15 protein-coding genes are annotated in these 15,816 nt (G+C 39.5%); 8 read left to right on the top strand and 7 right to left on the bottom strand.

Annotated elements, in window-relative coordinates; all coding sequences use genetic code 11:
- Nucleotides 1-200: 200 nt before the first annotated feature.
- Nucleotides 201-2,156, bottom strand: coding sequence for a transketolase (tkt, locus tag NYG85_RS08120; protein ID WP_284937990.1), 1,956 nt, complete (start codon nucleotides 2,154-2,156; stop codon nucleotides 201-203).
- A gap of 81 nt (nucleotides 2,157-2,237) precedes the next feature.
- The gene (locus NYG85_RS08115) at nucleotides 2,238-3,170 is read right to left on the bottom strand and encodes a Dyp-type peroxidase (protein WP_284937989.1); all 933 of its coding nucleotides are present in this window, start codon (nucleotides 3,168-3,170) and stop codon (nucleotides 2,238-2,240) included.
- Nucleotides 3,171-3,321: 151 nt separating this feature from the next.
- On the opposite strand from NYG85_RS08115, the gene rsmA reads away from it, so the two are divergent.
- From rsmA to NYG85_RS08090, 5 genes are read left to right on the top strand one after another with little or no spacing between them, the layout of a single operon-like run.
- Entirely contained in the window at nucleotides 3,322-4,161 is an 840-nt protein-coding gene (rsmA, locus tag NYG85_RS08110) for a 16S rRNA (adenine(1518)-N(6)/adenine(1519)-N(6))-dimethyltransferase RsmA (RefSeq protein WP_284937988.1), read from the top strand.
- Nucleotides 4,133-6,217: a ribonuclease J gene (locus tag NYG85_RS08105; protein ID WP_284937987.1), complete on the top strand. Its 2,085-nt coding sequence runs from the start codon at nucleotides 4,133-4,135 to the stop codon at nucleotides 6,215-6,217. Before rsmA ends, NYG85_RS08105 begins: the two co-directional genes overlap by 29 nt.
- Before the next feature lie 8 nt (nucleotides 6,218-6,225).
- A complete protein-coding gene (locus NYG85_RS08100) occupies nucleotides 6,226-6,822 on the top strand; it encodes an ATPase (RefSeq protein WP_284937986.1) in 597 nt (198 codons plus the stop codon).
- Nucleotides 6,819-7,781: a KpsF/GutQ family sugar-phosphate isomerase gene (locus tag NYG85_RS08095; protein WP_284937985.1), complete on the top strand. Its 963-nt coding sequence runs from the start codon at nucleotides 6,819-6,821 to the stop codon at nucleotides 7,779-7,781. Before NYG85_RS08100 ends, NYG85_RS08095 begins: the two co-directional genes overlap by 4 nt.
- Before the next feature lie 8 nt (nucleotides 7,782-7,789).
- The gene (locus tag NYG85_RS08090; RefSeq protein WP_284937993.1) at nucleotides 7,790-8,551 is read left to right on the top strand and encodes a pseudouridine synthase; all 762 of its coding nucleotides are present in this window, start codon (nucleotides 7,790-7,792) and stop codon (nucleotides 8,549-8,551) included.
- A gap of 132 nt (nucleotides 8,552-8,683) precedes the next feature.
- Here NYG85_RS08090 and NYG85_RS08085 read toward each other — a convergent pair whose 3' ends face one another.
- A complete protein-coding gene (locus tag NYG85_RS08085) occupies nucleotides 8,684-10,192 on the bottom strand; it encodes a class I SAM-dependent methyltransferase (protein WP_284937984.1) in 1,509 nt (502 codons plus the stop codon).
- Between the two features lie 248 nt (nucleotides 10,193-10,440).
- Here NYG85_RS08085 and hisF point away from each other — a divergent pair, with 248 nt between their 5' ends.
- Entirely contained in the window at nucleotides 10,441-11,196 is a 756-nt protein-coding gene (gene hisF / locus NYG85_RS08080; protein ID WP_284937983.1) for an imidazole glycerol phosphate synthase subunit HisF, read from the top strand.
- 39 nt (nucleotides 11,197-11,235) lie between these two features.
- On the opposite strand, the gene NYG85_RS08075 is transcribed toward hisF, so the two are convergent.
- The 4 genes from NYG85_RS08075 to NYG85_RS08060 form a co-directional block, all read right to left on the bottom strand.
- The gene (locus NYG85_RS08075; RefSeq protein ID WP_284937982.1) at nucleotides 11,236-11,859 is read right to left on the bottom strand and encodes a tetratricopeptide repeat protein; all 624 of its coding nucleotides are present in this window, start codon (nucleotides 11,857-11,859) and stop codon (nucleotides 11,236-11,238) included.
- A 46-nt stretch (nucleotides 11,860-11,905) separates the two neighbouring features.
- Nucleotides 11,906-12,532, bottom strand: coding sequence for a tetratricopeptide repeat protein (locus NYG85_RS08070; RefSeq protein WP_284937981.1), 627 nt, complete (start codon nucleotides 12,530-12,532; stop codon nucleotides 11,906-11,908).
- 218 nt (nucleotides 12,533-12,750) lie between these two features.
- Nucleotides 12,751-13,209, bottom strand: coding sequence for a tetratricopeptide repeat protein (locus NYG85_RS08065; RefSeq protein WP_284937980.1), 459 nt, complete (start codon nucleotides 13,207-13,209; stop codon nucleotides 12,751-12,753).
- 1 nt (nucleotide 13,210) lies between these two features.
- A complete protein-coding gene (locus NYG85_RS08060) occupies nucleotides 13,211-13,948 on the bottom strand; it encodes a hypothetical protein (protein ID WP_284937979.1) in 738 nt (245 codons plus the stop codon).
- A gap of 105 nt (nucleotides 13,949-14,053) precedes the next feature.
- On the opposite strand from NYG85_RS08060, the gene NYG85_RS08055 reads away from it, so the two are divergent.
- Together NYG85_RS08055 and rlmN are read left to right on the top strand one after the other, a co-directional pair.
- Nucleotides 14,054-14,578, top strand: a complete 525-nt coding sequence (locus NYG85_RS08055; RefSeq protein WP_284937978.1) for a purine-nucleoside phosphorylase — start codon at nucleotides 14,054-14,056, stop codon at nucleotides 14,576-14,578.
- Nucleotides 14,575-15,726, top strand: coding sequence for a dual-specificity RNA methyltransferase RlmN (gene rlmN, locus NYG85_RS08050; protein ID WP_284937977.1), 1,152 nt, complete (start codon nucleotides 14,575-14,577; stop codon nucleotides 15,724-15,726). The genes NYG85_RS08055 and rlmN overlap by 4 nt, the downstream gene beginning before the upstream one ends.
- Nucleotides 15,727-15,816 lie beyond the last annotated feature (90 nt).

Here is a 15,816-nt window from a genome sequence, read left to right as displayed (position 1 = left end):
TGCCAACTGCGTTTGCGTGGGTGTTTAGGGCATTTACGTTCGTGTTAATGCGAAAACTCATTGTGTATCCTTTTAAGTTTTATTTCAAGCTTTTTGCTTGTTAAAACCCAAATCGGCAAAAAAAAAAAAAACGTTTAGGGGTTTAGAGAGAATTTGTGAAAAAATTTTAAAAATTAAGAGAAAAGGCGAAAAATCGCCTTTTAAATTAGATTAGCCTTTACAAAATCGGCGATTTTTTCTCCCGTAAAGCCAAAATGCTCAAACAACGCCTCAGCCTTGCCACTCTCGCCAAAGCTACTCATACCATAAACAATGTCGGCAAATTTATACCACTCAAAAGCACTTGCGGCTTCAACGGCGATTTTTAGGCTGTGTTTAGGCAAAATTTTAGCCACGTAGCTCTCATCTTGCTTACACAAAAGCTCAAAGCAAGGGGCTGAAACTACGCTCACGCCGATATCTTCACGCTCTAAAATTTCTGCTGCTTTTAAGCAAACGCCGACCTCGCTACCACTTGCGATTAGCGTTACGTGTGGAGCTTTTCCCTGCTCGGCAGCACGGCTTAAAATTTCAGTATCAACTTCGCTTTGTTTTAGCAAATATGCGCCATTTTTCACATCGCCAAAAACGGCATTTGGCAGTGGTTCAAGTCCTTGACGAGATAACACAAAACCGCTTGGAGCGTTTAAATTTAACGCCACTTGCCAACATTTGACGTTTTCTACGCCGTCAGCTGGGCGAAATGTGTAGAAATTTGGCATAGCGCGAAACTGCGATAGTTGCTCTATTGGCTGGTGCGTCGGTCCGTCCTCGCCAACGCCGATACTATCGTGCGTGAATATAAAAAAGTGCTTTACGCCCATAAGCGCAGCCACTCTTGCGCTTGGCTTTAAATAGTCGCTAAAAATGAAAAATGTCGCACTAAACGGCAAGAAAAGTCCGTATCTGGCAAAGGAGTTGTTTATGGCTGCCATTGCGTGCTCTCTGATACCAAAGTGGATATTGCGTCCGTTTGGAAAGTCGCCCATATTTTTAAGCTCGGTTTTGTTTGACGGCGCAAGGTCTGCCGAGCCTCCGATAAAGCCGGGCAGTGCGGTGGCTATGGCATTTATGATAGCTCCGTTACTATCGCGCGTGGCTACCTTTTTACCGCTAAAATCAGGGTATGAAATTTTGCTAAAATCTGGATTTAAGAGCGCATTTAGAAGCTTTTTACTCTCATCATTTAAATTTTCAAGCTGTTTTTGCCATAACCTCTCGCTCAAATCGCCCTTTTCAACCGCCGCTCTAAAACGCAAAAGCACATCATCGCTAATGTGAAATTTCAGCTCAGGATCAAACCCAGCCCCAGCCTTAGCCTCTCTTATCACGTCCTCGCCAAGCGGTGCGCCGTGGCTGTGATGAGAGCCTTCAAGCTTACCAGCACCCTTTGCAATGCTTGTTTTTGCGATGATTAGATATGGTTTTTCTTTGTTTTTAACCTCATTTAGAGCAAACTCAATCTGGTCATAATCGTGCCCGTCAATGCGCGCGACCTCCCAGCCCTGAGCTTCAAACCTAGCCTTAACATCCTCGCTCCAAGCTATGCTCGTATCGCCCTCAATCGTGATATTGTTTGAGTCGTAAATTAACACCAAGTTATCAAGCTTTAAATTCCCAGCGATAGAGCAAGCCTCGTAGCTTATGCCCTCTTCTAAGTCGCCGTCCCCGCAAAGACAATAAACCTTGTGATTTATCAGCTCATTTTCTGGCGTGTTTAGCAGGTTTGCTGCAAATTTAGCTGCCATTGCAAAGCCAACAGCGTTTGCCACGCCTTGTCCTAATGGTCCAGTTGCTATCTCAACGCCCGGCGTGTGAATCTCTGGATGTCCAGCCGTCTTTGAGCCTAGTTGGCGAAAATTTTTAAGCTCATCAAGACTTAAATCATAACCGCTTAAATGCAAAAAGCTATACACCAAGCTACTTGCGTGTCCGCCTGAAAATACGAGTCTGTCGCGATTTAGCCAGTTTGGATTTTTTGGATTGTGGTTTAAAAACTGGCTTAAAACCACCATAATATCGGCTAGTCCCATAGGAGCGCCCGGATGTCCGCTGTTTGCCTTTTGCACCATATCGGCGCACAAAAATCTAATGGTATCGGCTTGTTTTTTTAGCATTGTAATCCTTTGAAAATTTTGCCTGATTTTAACAAAAAAAGGCTTAAAATTTTTGACTAAATGTGGTAATAACACACATTTTTAAGATTGTTTCGCGCGATAATCCGAAAGCATATCAAAAGTCGGAGCGAAATACAAAGCGCCGGTGATTGGAGTGCTAAAATCAAGCAATCTATCGGAGTTACCGCGCGGTTCGCCAATAAACATCTTATTTAACATCGCCTCCACCGTAGAAAATGTGCTTGCATATGCGATAAAATATGTCCCCACCATACCCCCCTGAGTAAAAGGCATATTTCCACGAACGACTTTTTTATCATCACCTACGTTTGCTGCGGCGGAGTGCGAATTGCTAGGCTTTTCATTCTCGCTCATCTCTATATCATCGGCTTTCGTGCGACCGATGACCTTTTCTTGTTCGCTCACGCCAACAGCATTCCACTCCTCCATTTTATGCTTATATTTTTGCGTAAATACGTAGCTTCCGCCCTTAAAATTCGCATCCTCGTCGCCGACTTTGGCAAAATAATCTCGGTCTTTACCGCTTGGATTTTCAGTACCATCTACAAAGCCGATAATCGCTCTGCCGTCGTGGTATTTAAAGCCCTGAGTTTCATCTGTGAGCTCGGCAAATTTAAAAAGCTCGGACTTTATGTTTTGTGCCATATCAAAGCAATCCGCCGCATTTAACGCTCTAATATGCACGTGAATATCGCCAGAAGTGCTTACTGCTTCGTGTTTATCGCCTTTTATCGCTTTAAAATTAACGAGCTCTTTTGGCAAAGGTTTTGGCAAACCTAGTTTTAACCAAGCGTTATATCCGATAGCGATAGTGCAATTTACATTCGCCTCCGCACCAAATCTCACTTTGGCTGTTTTGTTTAAATTTATAACCAAAGCGCAAAGCCTCTCAAAGCCATTTTTATACGTATTTTCATCGCTATTTAAAAGCCAAGTTTGAAAAACGGTGTTGTTGCCCGGAGCCTGGGTAACCTCTTGCGAATTTATTTGCATTTTTTTCTCCTTTAAATTTAATTTTTAATTATATCAAAAAACATATCGGTTGAAGTTTGCGTCAAATGATAAAATTGTGATAAAAACCATTTTCTTAAAATTAAGCAAAATTTAGATACAATCGGCGAAATTTTATGAGTTTAGGATATTTTTGGTAAGAGCAAAGAAGCATTTTGGGCAAAATTTCTTAAAAGATAGTAGCGTTTTAGATAAGATCATCAAAGCGATTCCCAACCATACTACGCCGGATTTTGGCGGTAATGTCGTTGAGATTGGGTCTGGCTTAGGTGATTTGACTCTTTGGCTTTTAAATGCGAAATTTAATCTAATAAGTTACGAAATTGATAACGATTTAATAGCGAATTTAGAGAAAAAATTTAAAAACGAGCTAGATGAGGGACGATTTAGACTGATAAATAAGGACGCTGTTTTAGCAAGGCAAGAGCAGGGTAGTTTGCGCGAAACGCCATATATTTTGGTGGCAAATTTGCCCTATTATGTCGCGACAAAGATGATAATTGACGCACTTGCCGACCCGCTTTGTGTTTGCATTATCGTAATGGTGCAAAAAGAGGTGGCTATGAAATTTGCCAGCAAAAATGGCGATTTAAACGCACTTGGAATTTTAGCGAACCTAAACGCTAAAAGTGAGATACTTTTTGACGTGTCGCCTGAGTGTTTTAGCCCAGCTCCAAAGGTGGTTTCATCGGTCTTAAAGATACAAAAAGATAGAGATTTATTTGAAATTTTTAGTGATTTTAATGATTATGAAAATTTCAAGGAATTTTTGCGTGTTGCGTTTATAGCGCCACGAAAGACTTTGCTTAAAAATTTAAGCTCTAAATTTGATAAAAGCTTAACTAATCTCATCTTTAACGAGCTAAATTTGGCTTTAAATTCACGTCCTCACGAGTTAAATGTCGCCTTATATTTAGAAATTTATAACTTAATAAAGGCAAAAAATGAACGAAAACAACGAGAGCAAAACTAACGGCAAACCAAACAAAAGACGCCGTTTTCGCCCTAAAAATAAAGCTAACAAAGAGGGACTAACAAACACTAACGTTAGCCAAACGCAAGATGTGGTTGATAACTTTTTTGCAGCCCCATTTGATGATGAAACACCCCAAAAAAAGGCGAAAAACAAGCCAAATAAAAACAAAAAAAATACTAACAAACAAGAAGCTAACACTAACGCTAACACAACTAACAGCGTTAGTGAAACCGAGCAAAAAGCACCAAAAAAGAAAAACAAAAAGCCAAAGAAAAATTTGCCAGCTAAGCTAAATGGCAATGAGCCGTGGCAGCAAGATATCGCAAACGCAATGCAAAAAAATAACGCAACGCACGAGCTAGTCTTAGAACCGCTTAAATATCTAAATTCAAGTGAGCATAAAATTCGCATAACTCCACTTGGCGGACTTGGCGAGATCGGCGGCAATATGACGATATTTGAAACCGAAACGAGCGCGATTATCGTTGATATCGGTATGAGCTTTCCTAGCGAGGGTATGCACGGCGTAGATATTTTAATACCTGATTTTGACTACGTTAGAAAGATAAAAGACAAGGTTGAGGGTATTATCATCACTCACGCACACGAAGATCATATCGGTGCCGTGCCTTACTTTTTTAAGGAGTTTAAATTCCCAATCTACGCCACGCCTTTACCACTTGGTATGATAAATAACAAATTTGAAGAGCACGGACTAAAAAGCGAACGCTCACTCTTTCGCTCGGTCGAGAAGCGAAAACCTTATCTAATCGGCGACTTTGAGATAGAGTGGATACATATCACGCACTCAGTCATTGACGCTTCGGCGTTAGCGATTACGACAAAGGCCGGCACTATCATTCACACGGGCGATTTTAAGATAGATCACACGCCAATTGACGGCTTTCCAACCGACTTAGGACGCCTAGCATATTACGGCGAAAAGGGCGTTTTATGCCTTATGAGCGATAGCACGAACAGCTACAAAGAGGGCTTTACCAAAAGCGAAAGTAGCGTGGGTAAGACCTTTGATGCGATCTTTTCAAAGGCAAATGGACGCGTGATAATGAGCACGTTTAGCTCAAATATCCACAGAGTTTATCAAGCCATTGAGTGGGGACTAAAATACAACCGAAAGGTCTGTGTCATCGGACGAAGTATGGAGCGAAATTTATTTACAGCAATGGAGCTTGGCTACATTAAGCTTGACCGCAAAATTTTCATTGACGCAAACGAAGTTAACAAATTTAAAGACAACGAAGTTCTAATCGTAACAACTGGCTCACAGGGCGAAACGATGTCGGCACTATACCGAATGGCAACTGATGAGCATAAATATATAAAAATCAAACCAACCGATCAGATAATAATCAGCTCAAAGGCGATACCTGGCAATGAAGCAAGTGTTTCAAGGGTGCTAAATTTCTTAATCAAATCTGGTGCAAGTGTGGCGTATCAAGATTTTAGCGAAATTCACGTCTCAGGTCACGCCGCACAAGAAGAGCAAAAGCTGATGATTAGGCTAATTAAGCCAAAATACTTCTTGCCAGTGCACGGCGAGTATAACCACATAGCAAAGCACAAAGAGACGGCGGTAAGCTGCGGTGTAGATGAGAGAAATGTCTATCTAATGAGCGACGGCGATCAGGTTGAGGTGTGCCAAAAGTATATGAAGCGTGTTAAGACCGTTAAGACCGGCAAGGTATTTATTGATAATCAAATAAATAAGCAAATCGCCGATGATGTGGTCATTGACCGCCAAAATTTAGCCGAGGCGGGTGTGGTGATGATAATCGCTCAAATTTCAAGCCACAATCAAACGCTAATTGGCAAACCAAGAGTTATTAGCTACGGACTTGTTGCAAACAAGCAAGACGCCGAGTTTAGCAAGGAGATGCAAGAAATTTTGGTGCAGTTTTTAAGCAACGTCAAAGAGGAGCTTTTAAAAGACAACCGAATGCTTGAAAGCCAAATCCGCCAAGTTCTTAGAAAGCATATTTTTAGAAAAGTCAAAAAATATCCGACAATTGTGCCGATAATATATATAATGTAAGGCGTGGCGTGAAAAATTTATACATTTTTGCTGGTGTAAATGGTGCTGGTAAATCAACATTTTACGTAAATCAGCTTGAAAATGACAGCTTTTATGGTGCTAGAATAAACTCAGATGAGCTCGTTAGAGAGTTTGGGGATTGGAGAAATTTAGCCGATCAAAATAGAGCTGCTAAACTCGCCTTAAAGCTTAGAAATTCTTACTTAGAACGTGGCGTGGATTTTAATGTTGAAACGACTTTAAGTGGCAACGGCATTGTAAATTTCATCAAAAAAGCCATTAAAATGGGCTATGAACTCACGCTTTTTTACGTTGGATTAAGTAGTGTAGCACTTTCAAAGCAAAGGGTTCAAATCAGGGTTAAAAAGAACGGACACAGCATTGATGAGGCTGTTTTAGAGCGTAGATATGAGCAGAGTTTTAAGAATTTAGCTAGAATTTTACCACTTTGCAAAAACGCCTATATTTACGATAACAGCCAAGAAATTGATGATGAAAAAGAGCAGAAATTTTCAAATTTAAGGCTTTTTGCTATCAAAAAAGATGAGCAAATAAGGCTAACAGATGAAGCTAAAAATTCGTGGCTAGACAAGGTTTTAAAATGAGTGAGCTTGTAAATATCGCAAAAGATGTGCTAAGACTTGAAGCAAATGAGTTGTTAAGAAATGCCGAAATTTTAGGCGATGAGATTGAAAAAGCGGTGAGTTTGATACTAAACTCAAAGGGTAAAGTCGTAGTAACTGGTGTTGGCAAAAGCGGTCATATCGGTGCTAAAATCGCAGCCACGCTAGCAAGCACCGGCACGCCTAGCTTTTTTCTGCACCCAACAGAGGCTATGCACGGTGACCTTGGTATGATAGAAAAGGGCGACGTAGTTTTAGCCATTAGTTTTAGCGGAGAGAGTGAGGAGCTAACAAAAATCCTGCCTCACATAAAGCGTTTTGGCGTTAGTGTTATTGGTATGAGTAAAAGTGTTAGTGGCACGTTAGCAAAATTTAGCGATGTGCTTTTAAGGCTTGACATTGACAAAGAGGCCTGTCCGCTAAATGCCGCTCCGACAAGCTCAACCACGCTGACATTAGCACTGGGCGACGCTTTGGCGGTTTGTCTTATGAAAAAGCGTGATTTTAGGAAAGAGGATTTTGCAAATTTTCATCCCGGCGGAGCACTTGGTAAACGACTTTTTGTTAAGGTAAAAGATATAATGCTAACGCAAAATTTGCCAGTTGTTAGTGATGATGTTAGTTTAAAAACTGCGATAGATACGATGACACACGGCAAAATCGGTAACGTTTTACTAACAGATAAAAGCGGTTTGTTAGTAGCTGTTTTAAGCGATGGCGATTTAAGACGTGCCTTGATGAGTGAAAATTTTGACATAAACGACAAAGCTATAAACTACGCAACCAAAAATCCAAAGATAATTGATGATGAAAATATGTTAGCCATTGACGCGCTTAGCGTGATAGAGCAATACAAAATTCAGCTTCTAATAGTAGCTAAAAATGGCAAAATTTTAGGGCTACTTCACATACACGATTTAACAAGTTTGGGGTTAAAATAATGCAAAAAATGCGTCTAAATAAATTCATCTCTCATAACACAAACTACTCGCGCCGTGAGGCTGATGAGCTGGTAAAACAGGGCAAAGTTAGCGTTAATAACAAAGTTGTTAGTGAGTTTGTTAGTGTTAGCGATGACGATAAGATAAAGATAAATGGTAAGCTAGTAAAGCTAAAAAAAGATTTTACGATGATTGTTTATCACAAGCAAAAGGGCGAGCTAGTAACTAAAAAAGATGACAGAGGGCGAAAGACCATTTATGATAACTTGCCACGCGGATTTTCTAAATTTGTAAGCATTGGACGGCTTGATTATGCCAGCGAGGGACTGCTTTTGCTTACGGACGCGCCGGCGATCGCGACCGCTTTGATGAATAGCGACATTGAGCGCGAATACTACCTAAAAATCAAGGGCGAGATAAACGAAGAGGTAAAAACGGCGATGAGAGAGGGTTTTTTCGCTGCGGACGCTACCAAAGGAGCGCACGCTAAAACAGCGATCAAATCAATGGAATTCGCCCCATTTGTTTCATTTGAAATTTTTGGTAGCAGTGGCGGTTACACAAAGCTTAGAGTGATGATAAACGAGGGTAAAAACCGCGAACTTCGCAGATTTTTTGGCTATTTTGACCTTGAAGTTATGGACTTAAAGCGCGTTAGCTTTGGTAGGGTTGATCTTGGTATGCTAAAAGAGGGTAAATGGCGATACTTTGAAAAGAGCGAATATGATGATTTGCGTGATTTTTTAAAGGTTAATAACGTGCGTTACTAACGCGTTAGTGATTTTGTTAGTCCTGCACGTTTTACCATAAAAAGGCAGTTTAAGCCAAAACAAAATAGCAGCTGTGTTAGTAAAGCGTTAGTAAAAAATAGCTAAAATATCGTGTATTACGGCATAAAAGCACTAACAACTAACGTTAGTTAAAAAATATCCACTTTGTAGTTTGTTAAACAAAGTCTTAACAAACTCACGCCTATCCTTTATCTGCCACTCATCTTTGATGAAATTTTCAAGCTCATTTAGCTCGTTTATCTTATCAAAATTAATGGCGACTTCTAGCTCGTTTTTACTAAAATCTGCCTTTTTATTTAGATGATTTGCAAGTAAAATCACTGGATTTTGCGTGTTTAAAAAATACTCAAAATACGCCTTAACGTGCGGTTTTAGCCGTGTTTTACCGCTAATAAATTCCACCTTTTTTAGCTCTTTTGTGCTAATTACTGCGTTTTGATTTGAGATTAATTCAAGCAATGCATAAATTGCCGTTTGCTTATCGTTAAAATTTTCAAGGCTTAAACTTTGAGGATAGTTATCATAAAATTTGGTAAAAATTTCATTAAATTCTGGGTTTAAAAGTGTATTATTTAGATAAAAATTCTCATCTTTTTTCTCCAAACAAGCACTCACATAAAGCCTTGAAATTTCGCTTGGCGTGATATTTACCTCAAAGTCATCACTGCCGTTTAAAACCTCTTTTTTCATTACTAAACTCTTTCTAAACGAGCGGTTTAATAAGAAGTCTTTCATCTGCTCTTTTTGCACTCTTTTTTGATAGTATTTTTCAATATGAGCGTCAAAACGAAACAGCCCAAGCCCTGAGCTAAAAATATCGCCCAAATCGCTATCAAGCAGGTAACAAAGCCCGTATTTGCCGATTTCATCTACGAATTTATAAAAATATGTCGGCTTGTTAAAGTTCTCTAAAAAATCGTGCAAAATATAGTAGTCATTTTTTGGATCTTTTGTGATATTTTGCAAGAAATTTAACTGAGTTTGCATTAGTTTTAGCGTATCTTTTAGCGTGGCGTCTTGTTGTGCTTGAAGTGCGATTTTTAGGTAGTCTGATAGAAATTTCAGCTCGCCTTTTGCCACGCCTAATCTATCATCTTTACCCTGCCCAGCAAAGAGCATAAACTCCCTTAAAATACTAAATGTTGAGTAGCCCGGATATACATTATACGAGATATAAGCGATACCATTTGGCGATAAAAACCGCCTAATCGCCGCTAAAACCCCAGCCCTAACCTCATCACTAACCCAGCTATAAAGCCCGTGGGCAATAATATAATCAAACTCGCCAAGCCCCTTAAAATCGGCATCCGTGAGTTTAAAAATGTCTTTTTGCAAAAGCGTGAAATTTTTAAGCCCCAAGTCGTTTGCGATTTTATTGCCAAGACTTGTTTGCGTTAAAGATATGTCAATGCCAACGACCCGTGCGTCTTGATACTCCATTGCAAATGGCAAAATATTGCCCCCAAAAGATGAGCCAAGCTCTAAAATTCTAGCCGTTTTTAGTGGCGGCGGATTTAGGTTTAAAAACTCGCCAATTGCATTTAGCCTAACTGGCGAACTATCCGCAAAAGCTGCCGAAAAATAGGGCATTTTATCGTAATAATCTTTAACTTCTTGCATTTTTTACCTTTAAAATTTTGGGTATTTTATCAAATTTTCATATCATTTTTTTATTTATTTAATAAATTTTAAATTTTTAAGCAAATACACGGCACAGAGAGAAGGCAGAGTGGTGTTTTTAAAGCAAAAAAACTTGCAATATCAGTAAAGATAACGCTGTGGCTAATACGTGATAAAACTTTTGCAATACATTTAGTCTAAATTTTAAAGCTTTTTTGGTTAAAATTGGCAAAAATTAAAGGCTTAAAATGACTTTTGCAAAACGCATAATCCCCTGCCTAGACGTCAAAGACGGACGCGTGGTAAAGGGCGTGAATTTCGTGGGGCTGGTTGATGCTGGCGATCCAGTCGAGGTCGCCAAACGCTACAACGCCGAGGGTGCTGACGAGCTGTGCTTTTTAGACATTACGGCTTCGCATTTGGGTAATAAAACTATCGTTGATGTCGTAGCAAAGGTGGCTCGTGAGCTTTTCATACCGCTAACGGTGGGTGGCGGGATTAGAGAGATTGACGATATTTCAAGGCTTTTAAACGTGGGCTGTGATAAAGTGAGCCTAAACTCAGCTGCGATAAAGAGCCCAAATCTCATAGACGAGGCAGCTAAAAAATTTGGCTCGCAGTGCGTGGTGGTCGCCATAGATGCCAAAAAAACGGCTAGTGGATACCACGTTTTCATAAACGGCGGTCGGATTGATACTGGGCTTGACGCGTTTAGCTGGGCTAGGCAAGTGGCAAGTCGTGGCGCTGGGGAAATTTTGCTAACCTCAATGGACAAGGACGGCACAAAGGACGGCTTTGAGCTGACGCTAACTGGCACGATGAGCCGTGAGCTAAATATCCCAGTCATCGCAAGTGGCGGAGCCGGGCAAATGGTGCATTTTAAGGAGGCGTTTTTAGCTGGTGCGGACGCTGCTTTGGCTGCTAGTATATTTCACTTTAAGCAGATTGAAATTTTGGCATTGAAGCGATATTTACGTGAAAATGATATCGGAGTAAGGCTTTAAATTAAAAATTTCTAGCCTTTATGGCTAGAAATTTTAAGATTATTTTAGTATCTCATACTTATTGCAAGAGTCTTGCCACACTTCTTTACCAACGATTAGCTGTTTAATATCATTTTTTCCGATATCACAAGCTTTTTTATAGTATATCAAAGCCTTTTGTTTATCTGAATTCTCAATAATTGTTGCAAACATATTGCAACTGAAAACACGATTATTTTCATCACAATAATTTCTAAACATTGCAGTCGCTTTTACTTCATCTTTTTTTACCCCTATGCCGTTATAGTATGCAACTGCCAATCCATCGCAACCATATCCTTCTTTACCATCACAAGCTTTTTTATATAACTCTACTGCCTTTTTGGGATTTTTCTCTACTCCTTGATCAAAAAAATACATATTACCGAGCTGAAAACAACTTGAAAATTTATCCTCACTATCCTCTTTTGCTTCACACGCCTTTGTGAAATATTTTAGGGCTTTTTCGTAGTCTTGTTTTGCTTCAAAACTACCATTATAATATTGTCCACCAGCTAAATTACAAGATTTTACAACTCCATTTTCGCACTCTTTTTCAAGTGTTTTTAAATCACCATTTGCAAATACAAAAGCCGAAGTAACGGCTAAACCTAAGATGACTTTACTAAATTTTATGTTTTTCATTATTTCTCCTTTAAAATTTTAATCTTGCTTGTTAAAAATTTTTAAATCATTTTAGTGTTTTATACTTATTGCAAGCTTCCTGCCATATTTTTTGTGCGTCTTGGTCTTGTTGCACATAAGTCTTATTTTTACCAATATCACAAGCTTTTTTATAGTATATCAAAGCCTTTTGTTTATCTGAATTCTCAATAATTGTTGCAAACATATTACAACTTGTAACATCATTATTTTCATCACAGATATTTATAGATATTGCAGCCGCTTTTGTTATATCTTGTTTTACCCCTATGCCGAAATAGTATGCACCTGCTAGTCCACGGCAACCAAGACTATCTTTACCATCGCAAGCTTTTTTATATAACTCTACTGCCTTTTTAGGATTTTCCTCTACTCCTCCTTGACCAAAAATATATATATTACCAGCCTGAGAGCAACTGTTAAATTTATCCTCACTATCCTCTTTTGCTTCACACCCCTTTGTGTAATATTTTAGGGCTTTTTCGTAGTTTTGTTTTGTTTTATATGTATCACCAGTAGGAAGTTTATATGTATCACCAGTAGCAAGACAAGATTTTGCAACTCCATTTTCGCACTCTTTTTCAAGTGCTTTTAAATCACCATATGCAAATACAAAAGCCGAAGTGGCAACTAATCCAAAGATAATTTTTTTCATTTTTACTCCTTTTAAATTTTTTGCCCTATTCTACCCCCCCCCCCCCATAAAAAACTACTTAAATTTAAAAATTTATTGTTTTTTGATATTTTTAAAGGTTTAAAATGATAGTTTGTATTGCTAGATAGATGTTTGATTATTAAAATTTGAGTGAGATTTTATGTAAAAGCCAAAACCGCACTATTTCATCGGCTTGGCAAATGTAGCATTAGAGGCGTTTAGTTCGCCTCATCACAAGCCATTTTGACAAGCTCTTTGTCGTTTTCATCGGATTTTTTGCCTAGCTCACACGCCTTTTTGAAGTATTCTTTTTGAGCATTCATATCGCCATAAACTCCGCTTAAAGTCGCAAAGTCAAAGCACGATAAAAATCTACCCAAATCACACGCCTTTTTATGATAGCCCAGAGCCTTTTTCTCATCAATCTCCACACCAAGACCACTATCGTAAGCGACATTTAAATTCCAACAAGCGTCAGCGACCTTACCCTCACAGGCTTTACTAAACAGCTCCACCGCCTTTTTATAGTCTTGCTTCACGCCGTCGCCAAACGAATAAGCCCTGCCAAGCTCGTAGCAATCTAGCATATTTTTGCTATCGCAACCGCTTTGTAATCGCGAAATTTCAGCCTCATTTGCAAAGGCAAAAACGCTTAAAAACAAAATAATTTTTTTCATCTTAATCCCTTTTATAAACTTTTGCTAAAAACATTTTTGAAAGCTTTTGCGTCTTATCATCATCGGTGCGGATGATCTCTTTTAGGCTGACGCTCTTGTCAGTATTTACAAAAAAGCTAAATTTATACGAGCGTTTGCCAGTCTGTTTTGGCAGTTCGCCCATCCAAAAAACATTCGGCTCTCTTTGCGACGCCTCGGCTAAAATGCCAAATGAAAACACGCAGTTGTTTAGATAAAGTCCGCTATCTTTTGCATTGTAAGTATTTACAAGCTCGTTTTTAACGCCATTTTCATCGCACTGGGTCTTTACAAAACCGCTCTTTTTGCTATCAAATTTGCAAAATTTATTAGCCACGTTTAGCGCCTCTTCAAGGCTAAATTCGGCTTCATTTCGCAATGCTTTGCAACTCCTATTTATCGTGTTTAAGGCGTTTGCGATAGATTTTTGCTTCTCATCATCGGCTCTTTTGACCGCTTCGTTGTATTTTGCGTTTTGCGCGTCAAATTCCGACTTTAAAATTTCATCTTTGACATCGCAAACTGCGGTTACGACTTTTAAATCATCCTTGCTCTCATCAGCCCACTTCACACTTTTGCAATCCTTAAAGCCGTCTATCGCACTGCCTATCGTCATCATTTTGGCTTCGGCAAAGGTATAGTTTTTGACGATATCTACGTTTGAGTCGCCACAACCTGCCAAAACCGCACCGACTGCGAAAATAAAATTTGATTTTTTCATCACTTCTCCCTTTAAAATTGGCATATTTTATATTATTATTTTAAAAATTGACCTAAAATTTATCGCTTTTTTGATATGATTACCAAAAATTTGTAAGGGTTTGAAATGATAGTTTGTGCTGGTAAGAGCGAGAGTTTTGACTTTGCAACTCCAATAGGCGTTGGGCTTGTTGAGAGTGCGATAAATTTGACTGAAATTTTATGTAAAAAAATGCCAAATCGCATTATTTTTATCGGCTCGGCTGGGCTTTACAAAGAGGGGAATTTGTTTGAAATTTTTGAGAGCCAAAATGCCGCAAACATTGAAATTTCGCTACTTGACGCAAAATCATACGTGCCTGTCCCACAAGAAATTTTCAACGATGTTTCACACGAAACATTCATAAACTCATCAAATTTTATCACAAAAGATGAAGCCTCGGCGCATAAGCTTTTTAATCTCGGAGCATATGCTGAAAATATGGAATTTTTCTCGGTTTTATCGGTCGCAAAGAAATTTAATATCCCAGCTCGTGGTATTTTTATCGCTACAAATTTTTGCAACGAAAACGCACACAAGGACTTCATCACAAACCACGCCCTAGCAAAAGATATCTTGTGCGAATACCTAGAACACAAGGGGATTATTTGAGAAATTTACTAGATTTGACGCTTTGTGAGCTTGAAAACGAGCTAAATCCAAAATTTAGAGCCAAGCAAATTTACGAGTGGATTTACAAAAAATATGCAAACAGCTTTGAGGATATGACAAACTTGCCAAAAGATATGCGTGAAAATTTAAGCCGAAATTTTCACTTTGAGCCGTTAAAATGCGTCCGCTCTGAAACGAGTAGCGATAAGAGCGTGAAGTATCTTTTTGAGGCGACTGACGGCTCACGCATTGAGAGTGTGCTTTTGCCGATGAAAGAGGAGCTCACGCACGAGGACGGCGGTATCAAACGCCACGCCAGATATACGATCTGCGTTAGCTCACAGGTCGGCTGTCGTATGGGCTGTTCGTTTTGTCTAACAGCAAAGGGCGGACTAACTAGAAATCTCACGCCTGGAGAAATCGTAGGGCAAATTTTATGGATAAAAAAGGCGAACAATATCCCATACGAACGCCGTATAAATATCGTATATATGGGTATGGGCGAACCGCTTGACAACCTTGAAAATGTCGCAAAAGCGGTGCAAATTTTAAAAGAAAACGACGGACTTGCGATCGCTCCACGCCGCCAAACCATATCAACCAGCGGTCTAGCAAGTCAGATAAAAAAGCTCGGCGAGAAAAATTTAGGCGTTTTGCTCGCCATATCGCTTCACGCTACGACTGACGAGCTTAGAACGAAGCTAATGCCGATAAATAAGGCATACAACATAGAAGCCGTAATGCAAGCAGTGCGTGAATTCCCAGTAGATATGCGTAAGCGTGTGCTGTTTGAATACCTCGTGATAAAGGGGCTAAACGACAGCCAAAAGGACGCAAAAACGCTCGTAAAGCTACTTCACGGCATAAAGGCAAAGGTAAATCTCATCTACTTTAACCCGCACGAAGGCAGCGAGTATGCAAGACCAGATGCCCAAACGATGATAAAATTTCAAGACTATATGTCGGCTCACGGCGTAAGTTGCACGATACGTCAGAGCAAGGGGCTTGACATCTCAGCTGCGTGCGGTCAGCTAAAAGAGCGAAGCAAGGAGCCACTAACAAGCACTAACACAAAGCTAACAAGTGTTAGTAAAAATGGCATTTTAGCCCCAAATAACGGCACTAACAAACTAACTAACAAAGGATAAAACGTGAGCGGACTTGATATAGCAGAGCTAATTTTTATCGTGGCAGTCATAGCGGTCGGACTTGGACTAATATTTAAAGTCCTAAAAGAT

Origin of the sequence: Campylobacter gastrosuis, assembly GCF_030249845.1 — a bacterium.
GTDB lineage: Bacteria > Campylobacterota > Campylobacteria > Campylobacterales > Campylobacteraceae > Campylobacter_A > Campylobacter_A gastrosuis.
Note: the sequence above shows the minus strand (reverse complement) of the source record. Positions and strands in the feature narration are given on the sequence as shown.

Bases quoted from the DNA above. Each gene is read 5' to 3' on its own strand.
- tkt (WP_284937990.1), bottom strand. From the start codon at position 2,156: ATGCTAAAAAAACAAGCCGATACCATTAGATTTTTGTGCGCCGATATG.
- NYG85_RS08115 (WP_284937989.1), bottom strand. From the start codon at position 3,170: ATGCAAATAAATTCGCAAGAGGTTACCCAGGCTCCGGGCAACAACACC.
- NYG85_RS08105 (WP_284937987.1), top strand. From the start codon at position 4,133: ATGAACGAAAACAACGAGAGCAAAACTAACGGCAAACCAAACAAAAGA.
- NYG85_RS08095 (WP_284937985.1), top strand. From the start codon at position 6,819: ATGAGTGAGCTTGTAAATATCGCAAAAGATGTGCTAAGACTTGAAGCA.
- NYG85_RS08090 (WP_284937993.1), top strand. From the start codon at position 7,790: ATGCGTCTAAATAAATTCATCTCTCATAACACAAACTACTCGCGCCGT.
- NYG85_RS08085 (WP_284937984.1), bottom strand. From the start codon at position 10,192: ATGCAAGAAGTTAAAGATTATTACGATAAAATGCCCTATTTTTCGGCA.
- hisF (WP_284937983.1), top strand. From the start codon at position 10,441: ATGACTTTTGCAAAACGCATAATCCCCTGCCTAGACGTCAAAGACGGA.
- NYG85_RS08075 (WP_284937982.1), bottom strand. From the start codon at position 11,859: ATGAAAAACATAAAATTTAGTAAAGTCATCTTAGGTTTAGCCGTTACT.
- NYG85_RS08070 (WP_284937981.1), bottom strand. From the start codon at position 12,532: ATGAAAAAAATTATCTTTGGATTAGTTGCCACTTCGGCTTTTGTATTT.
- NYG85_RS08065 (WP_284937980.1), bottom strand. From the start codon at position 13,209: ATGAAAAAAATTATTTTGTTTTTAAGCGTTTTTGCCTTTGCAAATGAG.
- NYG85_RS08060 (WP_284937979.1), bottom strand. From the start codon at position 13,948: ATGAAAAAATCAAATTTTATTTTCGCAGTCGGTGCGGTTTTGGCAGGT.
- NYG85_RS08055 (WP_284937978.1), top strand. From the start codon at position 14,054: ATGATAGTTTGTGCTGGTAAGAGCGAGAGTTTTGACTTTGCAACTCCA.